Source organism: Cedecea sp. Ae19-4 (genome assembly GCF_059801165.1).
The window spans coordinates 273,341-295,195 of the sequence record NZ_JBCHWG010000001.1 but is presented as its reverse complement, the minus strand read 5'-3'; the positions used below and the strand labels follow the sequence as shown (position 1 = coordinate 295,195).

Annotated in this window: 18 protein-coding genes; 5 read left to right on the top strand and 13 right to left on the bottom strand. The window is 54.9% G+C overall.

All coding sequences use genetic code 11. From position 1 onward, the window contains the following. Positions 1 to 163 precede the first annotated feature (163 nt). The 3 genes from AAIE02_RS01305 to AAIE02_RS01295 form a co-directional block, all read right to left on the bottom strand. Complete coding sequence (locus AAIE02_RS01305) at positions 164 to 1,939, bottom strand: SmdB family multidrug efflux ABC transporter permease/ATP-binding protein (RefSeq protein ID WP_498531838.1); 1,776 nt, start codon at positions 1,937 to 1,939, stop codon at positions 164 to 166. After that, positions 1,929 to 3,710, bottom strand: a complete 1,782-nt coding sequence (locus AAIE02_RS01300) for a SmdA family multidrug ABC transporter permease/ATP-binding protein (RefSeq protein ID WP_498531837.1) — start codon at positions 3,708 to 3,710, stop codon at positions 1,929 to 1,931. Before AAIE02_RS01300 ends, AAIE02_RS01305 begins: the two co-directional genes overlap by 11 nt. Before the next feature lie 74 nt (positions 3,711 to 3,784). Next, positions 3,785 to 4,246 carry an Lrp/AsnC family transcriptional regulator gene (locus AAIE02_RS01295; RefSeq protein ID WP_336982987.1) on the bottom strand — a complete coding sequence of 154 codons (462 nt, stop codon included), beginning with the start codon at positions 4,244 to 4,246 and terminating at the stop codon, positions 3,785 to 3,787. Between the two features lie 115 nt (positions 4,247 to 4,361). Here AAIE02_RS01295 and AAIE02_RS01290 point away from each other — a divergent pair, with 115 nt between their 5' ends. Then, positions 4,362 to 5,408 (top strand): PLP-dependent cysteine synthase family protein, encoded by a 1,047-nt coding sequence (locus AAIE02_RS01290; protein WP_498531836.1) that lies wholly within the window; start codon positions 4,362 to 4,364, stop codon positions 5,406 to 5,408. 33 nt (positions 5,409 to 5,441) lie between these two features. Here the strand turns inward: AAIE02_RS01290 and cof are convergent, their stop codons facing one another. Then, positions 5,442 to 6,266, bottom strand: a complete 825-nt coding sequence (gene cof / locus AAIE02_RS01285) for an HMP-PP phosphatase (protein ID WP_166994434.1) — start codon at positions 6,264 to 6,266, stop codon at positions 5,442 to 5,444. A gap of 94 nt (positions 6,267 to 6,360) precedes the next feature. On the opposite strand from cof, the gene AAIE02_RS01280 reads away from it, so the two are divergent. Next, complete coding sequence (locus AAIE02_RS01280) at positions 6,361 to 8,064, top strand: SgrR family transcriptional regulator (protein WP_498531835.1); 1,704 nt, start codon at positions 6,361 to 6,363, stop codon at positions 8,062 to 8,064. Between the two features lie 74 nt (positions 8,065 to 8,138). After that, the gene (gene queC, locus AAIE02_RS01275; RefSeq protein WP_498531834.1) at positions 8,139 to 8,834 is read left to right on the top strand and encodes a 7-cyano-7-deazaguanine synthase QueC; all 696 of its coding nucleotides are present in this window, start codon (positions 8,139 to 8,141) and stop codon (positions 8,832 to 8,834) included. A gap of 141 nt (positions 8,835 to 8,975) precedes the next feature. Here the strand turns inward: queC and AAIE02_RS01270 are convergent, their stop codons facing one another. The 9 genes from AAIE02_RS01270 to bolA all read right to left on the bottom strand — a co-directional run bounded on the left by AAIE02_RS01270 (position 8,976) and on the right by bolA (position 19,418). Continuing rightward, on the bottom strand, positions 8,976 to 9,377 hold the full coding sequence (locus tag AAIE02_RS01270; RefSeq protein WP_008454627.1) for a YbgC/FadM family acyl-CoA thioesterase: 402 nt from the start codon (positions 9,375 to 9,377) through the stop codon (positions 8,976 to 8,978). Positions 9,378 to 9,508: 131 nt separating this feature from the next. Next, a complete protein-coding gene (locus tag AAIE02_RS01265) occupies positions 9,509 to 9,865 on the bottom strand; it encodes a ComEA family DNA-binding protein (protein WP_008454624.1) in 357 nt (118 codons plus the stop codon). Between the two features lie 139 nt (positions 9,866 to 10,004). Then, positions 10,005 to 11,879: a peptidylprolyl isomerase gene (gene ppiD / locus AAIE02_RS01260; protein ID WP_498531833.1), complete on the bottom strand. Its 1,875-nt coding sequence runs from the start codon at positions 11,877 to 11,879 to the stop codon at positions 10,005 to 10,007. Positions 11,880 to 12,115: 236 nt separating this feature from the next. Continuing rightward, a complete protein-coding gene (hupB, locus tag AAIE02_RS01255) occupies positions 12,116 to 12,388 on the bottom strand; it encodes a nucleoid-associated protein HU-beta (protein ID WP_008454620.1) in 273 nt (90 codons plus the stop codon). Between the two features lie 209 nt (positions 12,389 to 12,597). Further along, on the bottom strand, positions 12,598 to 14,952 hold the full coding sequence (lon, locus tag AAIE02_RS01250) for an endopeptidase La (RefSeq protein ID WP_008454618.1): 2,355 nt from the start codon (positions 14,950 to 14,952) through the stop codon (positions 12,598 to 12,600). A 176-nt stretch (positions 14,953 to 15,128) separates the two neighbouring features. Next, positions 15,129 to 16,403 (bottom strand): ATP-dependent protease ATP-binding subunit ClpX, encoded by a 1,275-nt coding sequence (clpX, locus tag AAIE02_RS01245; protein WP_008454617.1) that lies wholly within the window; start codon positions 16,401 to 16,403, stop codon positions 15,129 to 15,131. A gap of 132 nt (positions 16,404 to 16,535) precedes the next feature. Next, the gene (clpP, locus tag AAIE02_RS01240) at positions 16,536 to 17,159 is read right to left on the bottom strand and encodes an ATP-dependent Clp endopeptidase proteolytic subunit ClpP (RefSeq protein WP_008454616.1); all 624 of its coding nucleotides are present in this window, start codon (positions 17,157 to 17,159) and stop codon (positions 16,536 to 16,538) included. A 294-nt stretch (positions 17,160 to 17,453) separates the two neighbouring features. After that, on the bottom strand, positions 17,454 to 18,752 hold the full coding sequence (gene tig / locus AAIE02_RS01235; protein ID WP_008454615.1) for a trigger factor: 1,299 nt from the start codon (positions 18,750 to 18,752) through the stop codon (positions 17,454 to 17,456). A 348-nt stretch (positions 18,753 to 19,100) separates the two neighbouring features. Next, positions 19,101 to 19,418, bottom strand: a complete 318-nt coding sequence (gene bolA, locus AAIE02_RS01230; RefSeq protein ID WP_008454607.1) for a transcriptional regulator BolA — start codon at positions 19,416 to 19,418, stop codon at positions 19,101 to 19,103. A 305-nt stretch (positions 19,419 to 19,723) separates the two neighbouring features. Here bolA and AAIE02_RS01225 point away from each other — a divergent pair, with 305 nt between their 5' ends. Both AAIE02_RS01225 and ampG read left to right on the top strand, forming a co-directional pair. Then, positions 19,724 to 20,302 (top strand): lipoprotein, encoded by a 579-nt coding sequence (locus AAIE02_RS01225; protein WP_008454604.1) that lies wholly within the window; start codon positions 19,724 to 19,726, stop codon positions 20,300 to 20,302. Positions 20,303 to 20,359: 57 nt separating this feature from the next. Then, positions 20,360 to 21,835, top strand: coding sequence for a muropeptide MFS transporter AmpG (gene ampG / locus AAIE02_RS01220; RefSeq protein WP_008454603.1), 1,476 nt, complete (start codon positions 20,360 to 20,362; stop codon positions 21,833 to 21,835). Positions 21,836 to 21,855: the final 20 nt, after the last annotated feature.

Below are 21,855 nucleotides of genomic sequence, written 5' to 3'. Positions count from 1 at the left end.
CAGGCTTCAGGCGGGTTGCCGGAAAGCCAGATGAAGGCGTCGGATCGGGCGGGATTAGTCTGAAAAGAAAAAACGCACCACTGCGGTGCAGGATGCGTTTTTGTTTTGCACCAACGCGGAGAAGCGAAGGTTTTTATGCGACGCGTTGCATGGTTGTGGTGCATCAGGCCGTGAGCGATTCTTCCTGCGCGGCGGCGGCCAGTTCCTCACCGGCTAACTGAAGCTGATACATCTGCCAGTAGCGGCCCTGCTGCGCCAGAAGTTCACTGTGCGTACCGCGCTCCACGGCCTGCCCGCGATGCAGCACCAGAATCGTGTCGGCATCGGTGATGGTAGACAAACGGTGGGCAATCACCACCAGGGTCGTGTGCTGACGAACTACCGCCAGCGCCCGCTGAATAGCCTGCTCGGTGCCGGAGTCGATATTCGCCGTGGCTTCGTCGAGGATCAGGATCTGCGGAGCTTCAACCAGCACGCGCGCCAGAGCAAGCAGCTGCTTCTGGCCAACGGAGAGATTGTTCCCCTGCTCGCCCAGGCGGGTATGGATACCCTCCGGCAGCGCTCGCGCCAGTTCGGCCAACTGAACCGTCTCCAGCGCCTGCCAGACTCTCTCTTCGCTGATGTCCCGCCCCAGGGTTACGTTGGCAAAGAACGAATCGGCCATCACCACCGGATCTTGCTGCACCATCGCCACGCCGCGGCGCAGCGTTTCATGGCTGAGGGAGTCCAGCGGCCGGCCATCGAGGCGTATTTCGCCTTTCGTTAACGGGTAATAGCCCATCAGCAGGTTGGCCAGGGTGCTTTTTCCGCTGCCGGTATGCCCGACCAGGGCAATAAAGCTCCGCGAAGGCACTTCCAGATTAATATCCTGCAGCACCAGGCGATCGCCACGGTAGGCAAATGAGACGTTGTCGATGCTGATCGCGCCGCTGGCGAGGGGCCGGTTGTCATTGCCGTAATCCTGACGTTTGCCGTCCATCAGCTCAAACACGCGTTCCCCGGCCACCACCGCCTGTTGCAGAATGGATTGCTGGGTGGTCAGCTCAATCAGCGGTTCGTTCAGGCGGCCAAGGTAGTTAATAAAGGCATAAAGCACGCCAACTTCGATGGTGCCGCGCGAGGTGAAGCCGAACAGCATCAGCAGGCCACACAGAATCATCGCCGAAAACAGGCTAAGCAGCGGCCGTAGAAGCCAGCCATCAAGCCGCAGGGTTTGCATCCGCGCCAGGTAGTGAGAGCGGCTTGCCTGCCCCATGCGTTCGCCGAAGCGGGCCTGCTGGCGGAACTGCTGAATCACGCTCATGCCGTTGATGACTTCATTAAAGCCGTCGTTGATGTCCGCCAGATAGCTGCGTACCCGGCGCACAATCGGCGTGCTGTAGCGCTGGTAGATAAACATCACGGCGATAACCGCTGGGAAGATGGTGATCGCCACCAGCGCCATGCGCCAGTCGAGCGTGAACATCGCCACCAGCATAGCGCCGATCAGTGCCGCGCTGCGCAGCACCGTTGCCACAACGGTGACATACAGGTCACGGATCACTTCGGTGTCGTTTGTTACGCGCGAGATCAATTGCCCTACCGGCTGCGTGTCAAACGCACTCAGCGGCTGGCGCAGCGCAGCGTCCATGACATCGGTACGCAGTTTTTGCACCACACCTACCGCCGCGCGGTTAAACAGCAGCGCCTGAAGGTAGTGCAGCCCGGCAGCGCTAATCGACAACAGGATATAAGCCACCGCCAGTCCGGCCGCCAGGCCAAGCGGCATCTGGTTTTTCGCCACCAGGTTATCAATAAAATAGCTCACCAGCACCGGGCCACAAACCTCAGCGGCAGCCGCAACCCAGAGCATCAGCATCGCCCCACCCAGCGGTTTGCGCCACGGCGATCCGTAAGCCAGCAGGCGTTTAATGGTAGGCCACTGTTGTTTACGACTCATTGGCGCTCTCCCTGACATCTTCCTGCTCCGGGGCTTCGTCCAGCGCGGCCTCCAGCTGTTGATAGCGGTACATATCCCGATACCAGCCCGGCTGAGACGCGAGCGCATCATGGCTGCCACGCTGGGCGATATGCCCGTGCTGCATCACCAGGATCTCGCTAGCTTCCGTTAATGCAGACAGGCGGTGGGCGCTGATAATGACCGTGCGGTGTTCACCCCACTCGCGCAGGTTGTGCAGAATTTGGTGCTCGGTACGGCCATCTACTGCGGAAAGCGCGTCATCCAGAATCAGGATTTCGGCATCAAGCAGCAGCGCCCTGGCAATAGAGATACGCTGTTTTTGCCCACCCGAAAGCATGACCCCACGCTCACCCACTTCGGTATCGTACCCTTGCGGCAAGCGCAGGATATCTTCATGAACGCTGGCCAGGCGAGCGACACGCTCAATGTCCTCCTGGGTGGCACCCGGTTTACCCAGCGCAATGTTGCTGGCCACGGTGTCAGAGAACAGGAACGGCGTCTGGTTCACGATAGCCAGACGGCTTCTCCAGCCGTCAATTTTCAGCGCCGTGAGCGGAATATCGTGGTAGCGAATATCGCCCTCTTCCACGTCGAAATGACGCTGGATCAGCGCGAGAATCGTGCTTTTACCGGACCCCGTTGGCCCGCACAGGCCAAGCATTTCACCCGGTTTAAGGGTGAAGTTGACGTTTTGCAGCGTCGGCTGAGCGGTCTGCGGGTAGTGGAACTGGCGAATCGAAGCCACCAGTTCAGCCCGCCCTTCCGGCAGCGTTTTATCGCCGTCGACCACGCCCGGCTCTTCTTCCAGCATCGCGCGGATACGGCTGTAGGCCGCACTTCCTCGTTCGACAATATTGAACATCCAGGCCAGCGCCAGCATTGGCCAGATCATCAGGCCGAGGTACATCACAAAACTGGTGAGCTGCCCCAGGGTAAGCGAGCCCTCGATAACCATCCAGCTTCCGCCGCCGATGGCTAAAAGGTTTGCGGCCCCAATTGCCACATAAATGGTGGGGTCAAAGCGGGCATCAATGCGCGCGACGCGCATGTTTTTCGCCCCGGCATCCTGAGCTTCTGCGGCAAACAGCGCCGACTGCCTGTCTTCAAGGCCGAACGCCTTGATCATGCGGATGCTGGTCATGCTTTCCTGAGTACGATCGTTTAAGGCTGAGAATGCCGCCTGCGCCACTTTGAAGCGATCGTGCAAACGCGCGCCGTCACGTTTAATCACCACGGCCATAATCGGCATCGGCAGAAGCGCCAGCAATGTGAGCTCCCAGCTGATTTGGGTGGACATGACTACCAGCACCGCCAACCCCATGACCAGCGAGTCCACCAGCGTTAGCACCCCTTCCCCCGCGGCGAATACCACGCGATCGACATCGTTAGTCGCGCGCGCCATGAGGTCGCCGGTACGGTGACGGAGATAAAATTCAGGGTGGTGGCGGCTTAGCTGGCGGTAATAGTTTTCCCGCAACTCAACCGCAAGCTGGTAAGACGCCCCGAACAGCAGGACGCGCCAGACGTAGCGCACCAGATAAACTACCACAGCAATAAGCAGCATCAGGCCAATCCACATCAGCACCTGCTGAGAGGAGAGACTCTGCTGCACCACGCCATCCACAATCACGCCCACCACTTTTGGCGGCACGAGCTGCAAAATAGCGATGATAATAAGCAATGCCACCGCGCCGAGGTAGCGTCGCCACTCGCGGGTGAAGTACCAGCTTAATTGAGCAAATAATCGCACGAAGTTTAGATCCTGAAATGCTGCCTGCCGGCCAGGGCAAAAGAGTGGAGGCTACTGTTCCGCACATTGCGGAATCAGGAAGTTAGAGGTAATGCTGTGGTGTATTTTATCTGTTCCATGGCAAAACTCGAAGTGACATCGCTTAATCCCGGGATGCCGTTCACCAGCCGCTTATAAAAGTCGTCGTACCGCTTCATGTCGGCGACCTGAACCCGAATCAGATAGTCATATTCGCCGGCCATGCGCCAGAACCCCAATACTTCGGGCATGGCTTCCACCACCGAGACAAATCTGCAGTACCACTCGCTGCTGTGCTGCTGGGTTTTAATCAGCACAAAGGCCGTCAGGCCCAGGCCGAGTTTTTCCGGGTCCAGCAGCGCCACTTTGCCGCGAATATAGCCTTCGTCTTCCAGACGTTTTAAGCGTTTCCAGCACGGGGTGGTGGTCAGATTAACGGCATCCGCCAGCGCCTGCAAAGACAGGGTACAGTCCTGCTGCAGCATCGCAAGCAGCTTTTGGTCAATTTTATCTATCATGAGACCACCGGAGAGAAATATTTTCTCTAATGGAAGCGCTAAACAGGCAAAATGGCAACTTTTTTATCCTGACTTTGGATTACGCTAAGCACAAATTGATAAATGAGAATTTTCCATGACCAGTACCTGGGTGACCAACGCCATCAGCGAGATCAACGCCGACTATCAACGCTCTGCGGATACGCATCTGATCCGCCTGGCTTTGCCCGCTTTTCCGGGTATTCAGCTGTATCTGAAGGATGAGAGCACTCACCCGACCGGCAGCCTGAAGCACCGCCTCGCGCGCTCCCTGTTCCTGTACGGGCTGTGTAACGGCTGGATTAAAGAAGGCACCACGATTATCGAAGCCTCCTCTGGCTCAACGGCGGTGTCAGAAGCCTATTTTGCTCGTCTGCTTGGCCTGCCGTTTATTGCCGTAATGCCCGCCAGCACCGCAAAACGCAAAATTGAACAGATCGAATTCTACGGCGGCCGCTGCCACTTTGTAGACAGCGCCTGCGAAATTTACGCCGCTTCGGAAATGCTTGCCCGCGAGCTGAACGGCCATTATATGGACCAGTTCACCTACGCTGAGCGGGCAACCGACTGGCGCGGGAACAACAATATCGCCGACAGTATTTTCCGCCAGATGACCCATGAGCCGAATCCGGTACCGGATTACATCGTGATGAGCGCGGGGACCGGCGGCACCTCAGCCACCATTGGTCGTTATCTTCGCTTCCAGGGCCACGACACAAAGCTGGTCGTCGTCGATCCGCAGAACTCAGTATTTCTTGATTACTGGCAGCAGCGCGACTGTGGCCTGAAAAGCGCAGTGGGCAGCAAAATCGAAGGGATTGGTCGCCCGCGCTGCGAGCCTTCGTTTATTCCCGATGTGATTGACGAGATGATGCGCGTGCCGGACGCCGCCAGCGTCGCCACCATGCAATGGCTTGAATCCCAGCTTGGCCGCAAAGTGGGGGCCTCAACCGGCACCAATATGTGGGGCGTATTGCAGCTTGCCGCGAGAATGCGTGAGGAAGGCCGGAGTGGTTCTATCGTGACGCTGCTTTGCGACAGCGGCGAACGCTACCTTGAGTCCTACTACAATTCAGCCTGGGTCAACGATCATATCGGCGATCTCTCACCGTTTAAGGCTGAGATTGGCTGTCTGATTAAATAAAAAACCGGGCGAAATGCCCGGCGCTGTAAAGTCTCAATATTCGGGGGAATAGGTGAGATGTGGAGTGTCCAGCCAGTGCGTCAAATAGTGCGAGACCGCCTGGTTACGGCAGTGGCCGATAACCGGCAGATGGGGTAAATCCGCTTTTAGCTGCGGCATGGCGTTGCCCATAATCAGGCCGTGCCCAACCGCCGAGAGCATTTCGCGGTCGTTCATCGCATCGCCAAATGCCATGCAATCTTGCAGAGTCAAACCTAAGTGGGCGCTCAGTACATCAAGCGCTGCGCCCTTGTTGCTGCCCACCGGCAGCACTTCCAGGCAGTCCATTGCCGAGAAGCAAAGAAAGGCGCGATCGCCCAGCGCTTCATTGAGCTGAATGCGCAGGCGGCACAGATCGTCATGATCGCCGCAGAAGCAGATCTTGGTGACCTCGTGAGCCGGTAAACGACGAAGATCGACGATATGTGGCCGGAAACCGCTGTATACGTGTGCATGAAGCATCTCCGGGATTTCATGGCTGGTTAGCCAACCTGAATCGTTAAAGGCATGCATGCTCGCTTCGGTATCCCAGTGGCCGTGCAGCACCGTCTCTACCGCCCACGGCGAGAGATCGTTGCGATGCATTAGCTCACCTTCCATGCTGTGAATGCGCGTGCCGTTGCCGGTGATCAGGAAAGCGTCGAGATCGATCTTGCCGAGAATATGGCGCATCTCCAGCTCGTGGCGGCCGGTTGCAAAAGCTAGGGTTATCTGGCGCTCTTCACGCAGGCGCTTCAGCGTATTCAGGGTTGCTTCCCCAAGGTGATGGTCGGGCAGCAGCAGCGTGCCGTCCATATCAAATGCAGCCAGACGAGCCATGGTTACTCCAGAAGTGATCGTGACAGGCAAAAGTATCCTCTGGAATATACGGAACTAATAGTGAATACTTGGGAAAAAATGTTCCGGGTTTATTATGCGACTTCTGAATCGGCTCAATCAATTCCAGCGTTTATGGCAGCCTTCCGGCGGGGAACCGCAGCAGGTGACCGTTGCCGAGCTGGCCGAGCGCTGTTTTTGTAGCGATCGCCACGTCAGGACGCTGCTTAATCAGCTTGAAGACGCGGACTGGCTGCGCTGGCGTGCACAGTCTGGCCGCGGTAAACGCGGTGACCTGACCTTTCTGGTTTCGCCGGAAAACGTGCGTTCCGGCATGATGGAGCAGGTTCTGGATAAGGGCCAGCATCAGAATGCGCTGGAGCTGGCTCAGCTTGCGCCGGAACAGCTTCGCCAGTTATTACAGCCGTTCCTCGGCGGCCAGTGGCAAAATGACGTCCCCACGCTGCGTATTCCTTATTATCGCCCTCTCGATCCCGTTGCCCCTGGTTTTCTGCCGGGTAGAGCCGAGCAGCACCTCGCCGGGCAGGTGTTTTCCGGCCTCACGCGCTTTACCCGTGAAAGCCCGGAGCCCCAGCCTGACCTCGCCCACCACTGGCAAATATCAAACAATGGCCTGTGCTGGGACTTTTTTATTCGCTCAACCCTGCACTGGCACAATGGCGAACCCGTAGAAACCCATCAGCTTCAACAGCGGCTGATGATGTTGCTCGAGCTGCCCGCCCTGCGGCGGCTGTTTATCAGCGTCAAGCGTATTGAGATCCCTCACGCGCAGTGCCTGCGCTTTATTTTGCATCGGCCGGACTATTGGCTCGCGCATCGCCTGGCGAGCTACTGCAGCCGCCTGGCCCATCCGCAGGATACACAACTGGGCTGCGGCCCATTCCGCATTGTCAGCTTCAAGCCGAACCTGGTGCGGCTGGAAAGCTTTGAAAGTTATCATCTGAAACACCCGCTGCTGAAAGCCATCGAATACTGGATCACCCCGCAGCTCTTCGAAACCACGCTCGGCACAAGCTGCCTGCATCCGGTGCAAATCGCCATCGGCCAGCAGGATGAGCTGGAGAACCTGCGCCCGGTCAGTAATAGCATCAGCCTGGGCTTTTGCTATTTAGGCATCAGGCCACAGGGAAGGCTCAGCGCAGAGCAGGCCAGAACAATCATGCAGATTGTCCGGGAGCCAGAGATGATAGGCTCGCTGCCGCTTAACAGTGAGCTGATCACGCCCAATAGGGAGATGATCCCTGGCTGGCAGATTCCCGGCTGGGATGCGCACACAGCCGTCACGTTACCGAAAAAACTGACCCTGGTTTACCATTTGCCGGTCGAGCTTCATGCGATGGCTCTTCAGCTCAGGCACTATCTGGCAGAGCGCGGCTGCGAACTGACGGTCATTTTTCACGACGCTAAAACCTGGGCTGGCTGCGAAGATTTAGCCCAGGCCGATATCGTGATGGGCGACAGGCTGATTGGCGAAGCGCCGGAATACACCCTGGAGCAATGGCTGCGCAGCGATGTATTGTGGCCCAATTTATTGAGCGCCGGCCATTATGCCCATCTGCAGGCCACGCTGGATGCCGTGCAGGCTTCCCCTCCTTCTTATGAACGCAATGAAGGGCTGAAAGACGTTTTTCATGGCCTGATGCGGGATGCCGTGGTCACACCGCTGTTTAATTATCGCTACCAGATAAGCGCCCCACCCGGCGTGAACGGCATTGAACTGAATGCCTGGGGCTGGTTTGATTTTTGCGAAGCCTGGCTCCCGCCGCCGGGAATGACGTGAAGAAGCTGGCTCACGCCCTGGCGGGACGTTACCATAGCCTTTTCCAGACACCCTAATGAACGACAGGATAGAGAATGAAACGTACAGTCGTGGTTTTCAGCGGCGGACAGGACTCCACCACTTGCCTGATTCAGGCCTTACAGCAATACGATGAAGTCCACTGTGTGACCTTTGATTATGGTCAGCGCCATCGGGCAGAAATTGACGTGGCCCAAAAGCTCTCGCTGAAACTTGGCGCCCGTGCGCATAAAGTCCTGGACGTTACCCTGCTGAACGAACTGGCGGTGAGCAGCCTGACGCGAGACAGCATTCCGGTGCCGGGTTATAACCCGGAGGACAAAGGCATCCCAAGCACTTTCGTCCCAGGCCGCAATATCCTATTCCTGACCCTGGCGGCGATTTACGCTTATCAGGTTGAAGCGGAATCCGTGATAACCGGCGTCTGCGAAACGGACTTCTCTGGCTACCCGGACTGCCGCGACGAGTTTGTCAAAGCACTTAACCATGCGGTAAGCCTCGGGATGGCAAGAGATATCCGGTTTGAAACGCCGCTGATGTGGCTGGACAAAGCGGAAACCTGGGCGCTGGCCGATTACTGGCAGAGCCTGGAAACGGTCCGCCAGGAGACGCTGACCTGCTACAACGGCATCCAGGGCGACGGCTGTGGCGAATGCGCCGCCTGTAATCTGCGAGCTAAGGGCCTGAACCACTATCTGGCCAATAAACCCGCATTCATGGCCGCAATGAAGCAAAAAACAGGCCTCAAATAAAACATAACGGCGTGGTCACAAACCTCTGTCGATAGAAGAAATACCGGACAGTTTGTAAAAAGACCGGAAAATCAATTCATTGATTTTCGGCTGATAATAACAAAGAGGGAAAACCAGGCTTTTCCCTCTTTGTCGGCCATTTTAGGCACTCATCATCTGTTCCAGTTTCTCACGCAGTTCACCTTCCAGCGGAACGGCCTTTTGCGTCTTTAAATCAATGCAGACGAAGGTCAGCAGCGCGTCGGCCACGGCTTCGCCTTCAGGCTCCAGCGTCACCACCTGGCTCAACACACCGCTTTTACCGTTAATCTGCTGGAGTTTGCTGTCAATGCGCAGCAGATCCCCAAGTACCGCCGGACGGCGGTAGCTAATATTGATGTTCACCACGATAAAAGCGATGTTGTGTTCCGTCATCCACTGGAAGCCAGTCGTTTTTTCCAGCCCTTCCCAGCGGGCCTCCTCGAGGAACTCAAGATAACGGGCGTTGTTAACGTGTTGATAGACGTCCATGTGGTATCCACGAACTTTGATATGTGTCTGCATAGCGCGAAGCCCTTGTTCTGTTCTTGTTGTCATCAGGTGAAGGTAAGCGAGGCCATACCCCGACAACTGGTATGACCTCTAACTCAGCGTAGCAAACTTTCCTCTTCAGGTGGAAGCCTGAGCACGTAAACTCAAAGTTTTATGCGAGCCAGATTACGTTCTACCAGCGATGCGCCAATGCCCGGGACCTCCTGCAGCTGATCTAGCGTTTTAAACGGGCCGAACTCGTCACGGTAGCTGACGATGGCCTGCGCCTTTTTCAATCCCACGCCATTCATTTTCTGGGCAAGTTCTTCCGCCGGGGCGCTATTGATACTCACCAGCCCCTCCCCTTGCTCTGCCGTTTTGGCAGAGGCAGCTTTAGGCTGCGTCGCTGCCGAGCTGACCGAGGCCGAACCGGCTTTTTCTGCGGCGGCATGTGCCGGGGCGCAGCCAAGTAAACCGGCCAGAACGAGGGAAAGTGAAAATGCTTTAATGCCTGATGTCATGCTGTGTCCTCCATGTATGTTGACAGCACGGTCACCATAGCGAGGATAAAAATCAGGAACAAACGACGGATTTAAAATGTGGAAAAGGCCGCGAAAGCGGCCTTCAGGTATTACACTGCGTTGCAAAAATTTGCGAGGATTACTGCTGTTGGTCGATGCTATCGCCCAGTTTGATCTTCGCTTCTTTGCGCAGGTTGGACATCAGCGCTTCGAAAGCAATCTGGGCATTGTTCTGGGTGATCCCCTGCACCATCGCTTTTTTCTGCTCGTCCGGCATAGAGCCTGCTTTCACTTCATCCAGAGACAGCAGCACAACGTTGCCCTGCATATCATTGGCGACGCCATAGCTCGGCTTGTCTTTCGCCGGCAGAGGCAGCCCAAAGGCGGCCTGGCTGATCGGATCCTGCCCGGTACGGCTCAGGGTTTTCGCTTCGCCGAAGCTCAGGCCCGCTGCTTTCAGTTCGTCACTGCCTTTGCCCAGTTTTAGCGCGTTCAGCAGTTTGTCAGCATCCAGCTTCGCCTGCTGCTCCGCTTTCTGCTGCTTCACGGCGGCAATCACCTGGTCACGCACTTCGGTGAGTGGTTTAACCGCTTCAGCTTTGTGCTCGGAAACACGCAGGACGAAAGCGCGATCGCCATCGACGGTGATAATGTCTGAGTTGCTGCCCGGCGAACCGTTTTCACCCACCAGACCACCGCTGAAGATAGCGTCGGCAACCGGTTTGAAGTTCAGCTCTTCCGGCAGGTTGTCGTGGCCGAACCAGCCAGTTTCAACCGCTTTAACCCCGGCGACTTTCTCAGCGCTTGCCAGAGATTCGTTGTCGTTGCTCGCGGCATCGCTCACTTTCTGCTGCAGCGCATAGTAAGCATCAACGGCTTTTTCCTGCTTCACTTTAGCCACGATGCCATCGCGAACTTCCGCCAGCGGCTTCACAACGGCAGGCTGGATGTCATCCAGGCGAACGATCAGGAAACCAACGGAAGATTTAACGACGCTGGACAGCTGACCTTTTTCTTTCAGGCCGGCATTTTTCAGTTCGTCAGGCGTGGTAGAGGCTTCCAGCCAGCCCATATCACCGCCGTTGCGGGCAGAGATGATGTCAGCAGACTTAGCCTTCGCCAGTGCAGCAAAATCGCCGCCCTTGTTCAGCTCGTCGAGAATCGCTTTCGCTTCATCTTCGGTTTTAGTCTGAATCACGCTGTAGCGGTTACGCTGCGGCTGGGTGAATTCGTCTTTGTGCTGGTCGTAGTAAGCCTGAACGTCCGCATCACTGGCCTCTTCCTGCATGGAAGCCGCGTCCAGCTTGATGTAGCTAACCTTAAACTGTTCAGGGGTGATGTAGCGGTTTTTGTTCTGCTCGTAGTTGGCGTTGATTTCCTGCTCGGAAGCGCCTTGCTTCGCGGCCAGCGCTTTCACGTCGATTGTGGCTTCACGCACGACGCGCTGCTGGGAGACCAATGCCGCCAGCTCGTCGGTTTCGCCGGTGAGCATAAAGTCGGTGCCGACCACGGCTTTGATCAGCTGGTCGGTGGTGAGCTGATTGCGCAGCGCCTGTGCATATTGGTCGGCAGTTAATCCCATATTGCCGATGATGGCGTTATAGCGAGCGTTATCGAACTTACCGTTAGTCTGGAAGGCAGGCTGGCTGAAGATAGCCATTTTTACCTGCTCGTCGCTGATACCGAGGCCCAGATGTTTGGCGTACTGGTCAAGCAGCGATTCATCAATCAGCTGGTTGAGAACCTGCTGGCGCATTTGCTTCATGTAGCCTTCGTTACCGGCAAGAACGGAGAACTGGTCGCCCAGCTGCTGCTGCTGACGATTACGTTCGTTCGCTACGGCATTTTCGAACTGGCCACGGCCAATCTCCTGGCCATTTACTTTTGCGGCATAATTATTGTTACCGCCAGTCAGGTAGCTACCCACGCCAGTCAGAACGAATGACAAGATAATCAAACCCAGAATGATCTTGAGCACGACATGGTTAGCCGCCGCTCGTAAATTGTCCATCATGGTGTAACAACACTCCGCTGTAGTATGACTTGGTAAACCTGCGCAGGCGCTAAGCTGGCATCCTTAATGACTCAAGCTGCCCTGTGCTGCGCGCAAGGGCGTATTGTGACAAGAAACCCGCTGCAAATCATCAACACCTGCGTAAAATTCGGCTTCAGGCAATAAAAAAGGCACATCAAATGATGCGCCCCTGCGATACCTGACACCATCTACCCCAGTCAGTCGGGGCCAATAAATCAGTTAACAGCGTCTTTCAGCGCTTTACCAGCACGGAAGCCTGGTACTTTTGCTGCGGCGATGGTGATTTCTTTACCGGTTTGAGGGTTGCGGCCAGTACGGGCAGCACGCTCTTTAACAGCAAAGGTACCAAAACCTACCAGTGCTACGTCTTCCCCGGACTGCAGAGATTCAGTAACAGAAGCAATAACAGCATCTAATGCACGTCCAGCCGCGGCTTTAGAAATATCAGCACCTGCGGCAATTTTGTCTATCAGTTGAGATTTATTCACTCTTCTCTTCCTCTCTTTATAATTTATATCGCACCTGATATCCCTCAGGCGCGACCGCGCAGCAGTTATAACAGGCTCGTCATGCCCTTACAACAGGAGTTGTGGACGATAAGCTCAGCCAGCAACTAAATTAGCGACACAAAAAAAAGCTGGCAAGTGACAATTCACTTACCAGCCCTAATTTTATTGACTGTATTTGCGTCAGGTCACTATTTTGCGGTGACCACCTGCATGCCGGAAGGCTCATTCTGCAGCGCGAGGGCCAGAACTTCCTCAATACGCTTCACAGGATGAATCGTCAGGTCTGCAATCACGTTGTCCGGAATTTCTTCCAGATCGCGCTTGTTGTCGTCCGGGATCAGCACGGTTTTGATGCCGCCACGATGCGCTGCCAGCAGTTTCTCTTTCAGGCCACCAATCGGCAATACCTGGCCACGCAGGGTAATTTCACCGGTCATTGCCACATCGGCACGAACCGGGTTCCCTGTCAGGCAGGAAACCAGCGCGGTACACATTGCGATACCGGCGCTTGGGCCGTCTTTTGGCGTTGCCCCTTCCGGCACGTGAACGTGAATATCACGTTTTTCGTAGAAGTCACCGTTGATACCCAGTTTTTCAGCACGAGCACGGACAACGGTCAGCGCCGCCTGGATAGACTCCTGCATAACTTCACCGAGGGAGCCGGTATAAGTCAGCTTGCCTTTACCCGGTACGCAGGCGGTTTCGATGGTCAGCAAATCGCCGCCCACTTCCGTCCACGCCAGCCCGGTCACCTGGCCTACGCGGTTTTCGCTGTCGGCACGGCCGTAATCAAAGCGTTGCACCCCAAGGTAATCCTTCAGGTTGTCGCCGTTGATTTCGATGTGCTTGAGCGATTTATCCAGCAGCAGCTGCTTCACCGCTTTACGGCACAGTTTGGAGATTTCACGCTCCAGACTACGGACGCCCGCTTCACGAGTGTAGTAGCGAATGATGCCCACAATGGCGCTGTCATCCACTTTCAGCTCGCCTTTTTTCAGGGCGTTGCGCTCAATTTGCTTCGGCAGCAGGTGCTGTTTGGCAATGTTCAGCTTTTCGTCTTCGGTATAGCCAGACAGGCGAATCACTTCCATACGATCCAGCAGCGGCGCCGGAATGTTCATGGAGTTAGAGGTCGCCACAAACATCACGTCGCTGAGATCGTAGTCCACTTCCAGGTAATGATCGTTAAACGTCACGTTCTGTTCTGGATCAAGGACTTCCAGCAGCGCAGAAGCAGGATCGCCGCGCATGTCGGAAGACATCTTGTCGATTTCATCCAGCAGGAACAGCGGGTTTTTGACGCCGACTTTGGCCATCTTCTGAATCAGTTTACCCGGCATAGAGCCAATGTAAGTCCGGCGGTGACCACGGATTTCCGCTTCGTCACGCACCCCGCCCAGCGCCATACGCACGTATTTACGACCCGTGGCTTTAGCGATGGACTGGCCCAGAGAGGTTTTACCTACCCCCGGCGGCCCAACCAGGCAAAGAATTGGCCCTTTCAGCTTGTTGACACGGCTTTGGACTGCGAGGTATTCCAGAATGCGATCTTTCACACGTTCCAGACCGTAATGGTCGGTATCGAGGATTTCCTGCGCCTGACGCAGATCTTTTTTGACCTTGCTGCGGGCGTTCCACGGCACCTGAACCATCCAGTCGATGTAGCCGCGCACCACGGTAGCTTCCGCAGACATTGGCGACATCATTTTCAGCTTCTGCAGCTCGGCTTCGGTTTTCTCGCGCGCTTCTTTCGGCATTTTTGCCGCGTCAATTTTGCGCTTCAGCGCTTCATTTTCATCAGGCGCGTCGTCCATTTCGCCCAGTTCTTTCTGAATCGCCTTCATTTGCTCATTCAGATAGTACTCGCGCTGGCTTTTTTCCATCTGCTTTTTAACGCGGTTGCGAATGCGTTTCTCCACCTGAAGCAGATCGATTTCCGACTCCATCATCGCCATCAGGTATTCCAGACGCTCGTTGATATCGGACATCTCAAGCACAGATTGCTTGTCCGACAGCTTAAGCGGCATATGGGCGGCAATGGTATCGGCCAGACGTGCAGGATCGTCGATGCTGTTCAGCGACGTCAGCACTTCTGGTGGAATTTTTTTGTTCAGCTTGATGTAGCCTTCAAACTGATTAATTGCGGTGCGAACCAGCACTTCCTGTTCGCGCTCTTCAATCGCCGGCGAGTTCAGGTACTCCGCCTGCGCAGAGAAGTGGTCGCCGTTGTCAGACAGCGTGGTGATACGCGCGCGCTGAAGCCCTTCTACCAGTACTTTTACCGTACCGTCGGGCAGTTTCAGCATCTGCAGAATTGAAGCAACGGTACCTACAGTGAACAGGTCGTTAACACCTGGCTCATCCGTCGAAGCCTCTTTCTGCGCCACCAGCATGATTTTCTTATCATGGTCCATTGCAGCTTCCAGGCAGCGAATGGATTTTTCACGCCCGACAAACAGTGGAATAACCATGTGCGGATAAACCACCACATCGCGCAGCGGCAATACGGGGATTTCAATGCGTTCAGAACGCTCAGGATTCATAGAGCTCTCTCTTAGTTTAGTGTCCGCCAGGTGATTTGGTGAACGCTTCCGCTCCACCAACAAGTAAATCAGTATATGGGGCTGTTTCCCGGACATTCAACTGTGGGAATGCAGGAAAAATAAATGGGGGATAAAATCCCCCATTTTCTTATTAACTGACTGGTTATTCTGGCGAATTATTCACCGGATGCCTGCTGCGCTTCCGGCTTACCATAAATTAATAGCGGCTTGGACTGGCCAGCGATGACGGACTCGTCAATCACCACTTTTTCCACGTCGTCCAGAGATGGCAGATCGTACATGGTGTCCAGCAGCGCGCCTTCCACGATGGAACGCAAGCCACGAGCACCGGTTTTACGGATCATCGCTTTCTTCGCAATCGCGTCGAGCGCTTCATCACGGAATTCCAGCTCTACGCCTTCCAGGTTGAACAATGCCTGATACTGTTTGGTAAGCGCATTTTTCGGCTCTTTCAGGATCTGGATCAGCGCGTCTTCGCTCAGTTCGCTTAAGGTTGCGACCACCGGCAGACGACCAATGAACTCAGGGATCAGACCGAACTTGATCAGATCTTCCGGTTCAACCTGGCCGAGCAGCTGGCCTTCGCTGGCTTTCTCAGACTTCGCTTTTACCGTTGCGCCAAAGCCGATACCAGAACCCGTTTCCACGCGGTTGGCGATCACTTTATCCAGGCCTGCAAATGCGCCGCCGCAGATAAACAGAATCTTGGAGGTATCAACCTGCAGGAATTCCTGCTGCGGATGCTTACGGCCACCCTGAGGTGGAACGGCAGCCACGGTGCCTTCAATCAGCTTCAGCAGCGCCTGCTGTACACCTTCACCGGACACGTCACGGGTGATGGACGGGTTATCAGATTTGCGGGAGATTTTATCGATCTCATCGATATACACGATGCCGCGCTGGGCTTTCTGTACGTCGTAGTCGCATTTCTGCAGCAGCTTCTGAATGATGTTTTCAACGTCTTCACCCACGTAACCTGCTTCGGTCAGCGTGGTTGCATCGGCCATAGTAAATGGCACATCCAGCAGGCGAGCCAGCGTTTCTGCCAGCAGCGTTTTACCGCTACCTGTCGGGCCGATCAGCAGGATGTTGCTTTTACCCAGCTCAACGCCGTTGGACGTGTCGCTGTTGCGTAGACGTTTGTAGTGGTTGTAAACCGCAACCGCCAGCACTTTCTTCGCCTGCTCCTGGCCGATAACATAATCGTCAAGATGATGGCGAATTTCGTGCGGCGTTGGCAACGCACTGCGTTCACGGTGCGGCGCAACTTCTTTAATCTCTTCGCGAATGATGTCGTTACATAAATCGACACACTCATCGCAGATATACACTGACGGCCCGGCAATCAGCTTGCGCACTTCATGCTGGCTTTTGCCGCAAAAAGAGCAGTACAGCAGTTTGCCTGAACCGTCTTTGCGCTTATCTGTCATCAGTAAAACCTCTTCTCTGTTTCTGTGTGCTACCACCGGTAGCACAAGTGCCATTCTACGGCGCAGCCGATAGTGAAGCGTTAAGTCAGGCCGCGACGTTGACTATAGTATAGCGGCCTAAAGCTTCGGGCATTAGTTACGGTGAGTCAGGATCGAATCAACTAAACCGTACTCTACCGCTTCGCTTGCGGAGAGGAAACGATCGCGCTCGGTGTCTTTCTCGATTTGTTCAAGCGATTTACCCGTATGTTCCGCCATCAGCTCGTTCATACGTGCTTTCACTTTCAGGATCTCTTTAGCGTGGATTTCGATATCCGTCGCCTGGCCCTGATAGCCGCCCAGCGGCTGGTGAATCATGACGCGGGAGTTCGGCAGGCAGAAACGCTTACCTTTTGCCCCAGCGGTCAGCAGGAATGCGCCCATCGAGCAAGCCTGGCCCATACAAATGGTGCTAACGTCAGGCTTAATAAACTTCATGGTGTCGTAAATCGACATCCCGGCCGTAATTACGCCACCCGGAGAGTTGATGTAAAGATAGATATCTTTTTCCGGGTTTTCTGCTTCCAGAAACAGCATCTGCGCCACAATCAGGTTAGCCATATGATCTTCTACCTGACCGGTCAGGAAGATGACGCGCTCCTTAAGCAGACGAGAATAGATATCGTATGAACGTTCGCCGCGGGATGTTTGTTCAACAACCATCGGCACCAGGGCCATATGGGGTGCTAATTGATCTCGTTCGCCACTGTATGACATGTCCGTCTCCTGGAGTAATTAAGCCTACTGTACTGATTCTACTTGAGACGCAGGATATTGACTATGTTCCTTGCGCCGATTCTGGACGGAGTCAGTCAGGGATTGTTAATGGAACCTCACCCGAATAATGGGGATGATTTGCCCTGTTTCAAGCATAACAACCTTTTGTTGTTACGCTAACCCTGAAATGGGGTTTTATTGATGGCTTATCGTGTGATTTAGCAATAAAAAAGCCCGCCACCAAAAGGTGACGGGCCCGATGCTGCGTTTTTTGGCTAATCAGCCAAAAAGCACTTACGCCTGCTGGTTCATCAGCTCGCTGAAAGTGGTCGCTTTTTCGGACACTTTCGCTTTAGCCAGAACGGCTTCAACAGCCTGCTCTTCCAGCGCAACGTTGCGCATGTTGTCCATCAGCTCTTTGTTTTTACCGTAGAACTCGATGACTTCAGTCGGATCTTCGTAAGCAGAAGCCATTTCTTCGATCAGACCTTTAACACGCTCTTCGTCAGCTTTCAGCTCGTGGGTACGAATCACTTCGCCCAGCAGCAGACCAACAACAACGCGACGTTTAGCCTGCTCTTCGAACAGTTCACGTGGCAGTTCCAGAGCCTGTTTCTCGTTGCCACCGAAACGCTGTGCAGCCTGGCGACGCAGAACGTCGATTTCGCCGTCGATCAGCGCAGCTGGCACGTCGATGTTGTTAGCGTTAACCAGACCGTCGATTGCCTGAGACTTGATGCGGTTACGCACGGCGCCTTTCAGTTCGCGATCCATGTTTTTACGCACTTCGGTACGCAGGCCAGCCACGGAACCATCTTCAACGCCGAAACGCTTGATGAACTCTTCGGTGAATTCTGGCAGCTCGCGCGCTTCAACTTTCTTCAGCACGATGTCGAACTTCGCCGCTTTCCCTTTCAGGTTTTCAGCGTGATATTCTTCCGGGAAGGTTACTTCGATAGTGAACTCTTCGCCCGCTTTGTGGCCAACGATGCCGTCTTCGAAGCCAGGAATCATACGACCCTGACCCATTGCCAGCACGAAGTCAGAGGCTTTGCCGCCTTCGAACACTTCGCCGTCAACGGAACCGGTGAAATCGATGGTAACGCGATCTTCTGCAGTCGCTGCAGCGTCGCTGTCTTTCCAGGTCGCCTGCTGCTTGCGCAGGGTGTCCAGCATCGCATCAACGTCTTCGTCGGTCACATCAACAACCGGTTTTTCAACTTCGATGGCTTCCAGACCCTGCAGCTCAACTTCTGGGTACACTTCAAACTCTACCGCGTAGGTGAAGTCTTCGCCCAGTTTGTATTCGCCCGGCACATAGTTAGGTGCGCCAGCCGGATTGATCTTCTCTTTGATGATCGCATCAATAAAGTTGCGGCTCATCAGCTCGCCCAGCACGTCCTGACGAACGGAAGCACCGTAGCGTTGCTCAACGACGGTCATCGGCACTTTGCCTTTACGGAAGCCATCGATACGTACTTTTTTAGCTACGTTGACCAGCTCGCTTTTTACAGCGGTTTCGATGCTGTCTGCAGCGATAGTAATCGTGAGACGGCGGCCAAGGCCCTGAGTGGTTTCAACTGAAACTTGCATCTTGTTACCTCAAAAAATCACAGTGCTCGGTCAACTCTGGAAGCCCTGGTGGCTTCACAGAACCAGGATGTTCTCTGAATCAGAAACACATTCCCTGTCGTCAGAATCATCCCGAAGACATTCAAAAAATAAGACGCAGCATTATAGCGGCATCACAGGGGTGAGTCGAGAACGGCAATAGCGCTCGGCTGCGGCCTTTTTCACACTTCTTTGTCATTTATTCTTCTTTGCCCGCTACCTTAAAGAGACGGACAAAACAAAACGGCCCGCAGGCCGTTTTGGGAAACGCAGTATACATACCGCAACATAACGGAAAAGTTCCCTTAGTTGCAAACGCTTAGCGGTTAATCAGGCAATGCTGCCCGCGCCACGGCAGTTCGGGGAGGCAAACACCGTGTCCTGCAGCCCTTCCCACTCTTTGACGGTGTAAGTATGCAGCGCCAGCGCGTGTACCGGGCCTGCCAGTTCCTCGCTTAATGTGCCATAAATCATGCGATGGCGGTTTAAAAAGCGCTCGCCGGTAAAACGATCGCTAACCAGCACCACCTTAAAATGGCTTTCGGAGCCCGCCGGGACATTGTGACGATAGCTTTCATCCACGACTTCCAGGTACGCGGGGGTAAAGGCGGCTTTTAACTTCTCTTCTATCTGCTCGCGTATCAGCATGAACTTTCTCCTCGACAACGTAGAGATGCCACTCATCCCTTTAAATGTTAGCCGCTTTTAGCCAGATTTTGCTTTGAACACAACAAAAATTTAACTTTCGCGGGCCTTTCTTCACCCGGTTATCAGAACGTTCATAGGGTTAAGGCACTAAACCGAATGAAAAGTGTCAGAAGGTTTTGCTGAAGCCCGGAAAAATGGCAACGCGATGAAATTCCGTGCGTTAAGCACTTCCCCTGCACGACCGCAGTGTTATGATGGCGTGATTTTTTATCAGCCTGCCCTTTGAGTACATTGAGAAAGCGAACATGTTAAAAAAATTACTTTTCCCGCTGGTTGCCATGTTTATGCTGGCCAGCTGCGCAACACCGCCAACCACCATTGAAGTGTCACCAAAGATCACCCTGCCACAGCAGGATCCAAGCCTGATGGGCGTGACGCTAAGCATCAACGGTGCCGATCAGCGTACCAGCCAGGCGCTGGCGAAGGTGACCCGCGACAATCAGCTAGTCACGCTAACGCCATCCCGCGATCTGCGCTTCCTGCTGCAGGAAGTGCTGGAGAAACAGATGACCGCCCGCGGTTATATGATTGGGCCAAACAGCCCGGTTGATCTGCAGATCATCGTTAACCAGCTGTATGCAGACGTTTCCCAGGGTAACGTGCGCTACAACATCGCCACTAAAGCGGATATCTCCATCATTGCTACCGCGAAGAACGGTAACAAGATGACCAAGAACTACCGCTCCAGCTATAACGTTGAAGGCGCGTTCCAGGCTACCAATAAAAATATCGCTGACGCGGTTAACTCCGTGCTGACCGATACCATTGCGGATATGGCTCAGGACACCAGCGTTCACGACTTCGTTAAGCAGAACGCTCGTTAATTTTTACCCCGTTGGCCTGCTCACGCGGGCCAACAACAGAGTTTGTACAATTCCCCTATGTCCAATCATTATCTGCGCATCTTTCAGCAGCCAAAATCAGCCATTTTACTGATTCTGGGCTTTGCGTCCGGCCTGCCTCTAGCCCTGACTTCAGGTACGCTTCAGGCCTGGATGACCGTCGAAAACATCGACCTGAAAACCATCGGTTTCTTCTCGCTTGTGGGCCAGGCCTACGTCTTTAAGTTTCTTTGGTCGCCGGTAATGGACCGCTATACCCCGCCGCTGCTCGGGCGTCGTCGTGGCTGGCTGTTAATCACGCAAATTCTGTTGTTGGTGGCAATCGCCGCCATGGGGTTCCTTGAACCCTCCTCGCAGCTGCGCTGGATGGCTGCCCTGGCGGTGATCATCGCCTTCTGTTCTGCCTCCCAGGATATCGTCTTTGATGCCTGGAAAACTGACGTTCTGTCTGCCGAGGAACGCGGGACCGGTGCCGCCATCAGCGTGCTGGGCTACCGCCTGGCAATGCTGGTTTCCGGCGGTCTCGCGCTCTGGCTGGCGGACCGCTATTTAGGCTGGCAGGCCACCTACTGGCTGATGGCAGCCCTGCTTGTGCCCTGTATTATCGCCACGCTTTTGGCGCCAGAGCCTACAGATGCCGTCCCCGTCCCTAAAAGCCTGGAGCGCGCCGTCGTTGAACCGCTGCGTGACTTCTTTGGCCGCAACAATGCCTGGCTGATTTTGCTGCTGATTGTGCTTTATAAGCTGGGCGATGCCTTCGCCATGAGCCTGACCACCACGTTCCTGATCCGTGGCGTTGGCTTTGATGCCGGTGAAGTCGGCGTGGTGAATAAAACGCTGGGGCTGTGCGCCACCATTTTCGGCGCGCTGCTTGGCGGAATGCTGATGCAAAAGCTCACGCTGTTCCGCGCCTTGCTGATCTTCGGCATTTTGCAGGGCGTGTCCAACGCCGGTTACTGGCTGCTGTCGGTAACGGATAAAGACATGATTACCATGGCAAGCGCGGTGTTCTTCGAGAACCTCTGCGGCGGCATGGGCACTGCAGCCTTCGTGGCGCTGCTGATGACGCTGTGCAACAAGTCATTCTCAGCCACCCAGTTTGCGCTGCTTTCCGCGCTTTCCGCCGTGGGCCGCGTGTATGTCGGCCCGATTGCCGGCTGGTTCGTGGAAGCCCACGGCTGGCCGACGTTCTACCTGTTCTCCGTAGTCGCCGCTGTACCGGGGATCCTATTATTACTGGTCTGTAAGCGCACGCTGGAGTTCACCCAGCAAAACGAAACCTTCATGACGCGCAGTGAATTTGCTCCGGCTTACCGCCTGGCGCTGCGTATTCTGGGCTTTGGCTGCCTGCTGCTGGCGGCGTGGCTGCTGGTTATTATCAGCAATGCGCTTGGGCTGACCGAATGGGCATTTGGTTTACAGCTGCTGGAATGGGGCGCTTTGTTCGCCATCGGTGGGATTCTGTTTGGCGGCCTGCTGGACTTCCTCGCCCTGCGCAAAACGTCACTTATCTGATAAGAATAAAAAAACCGGGC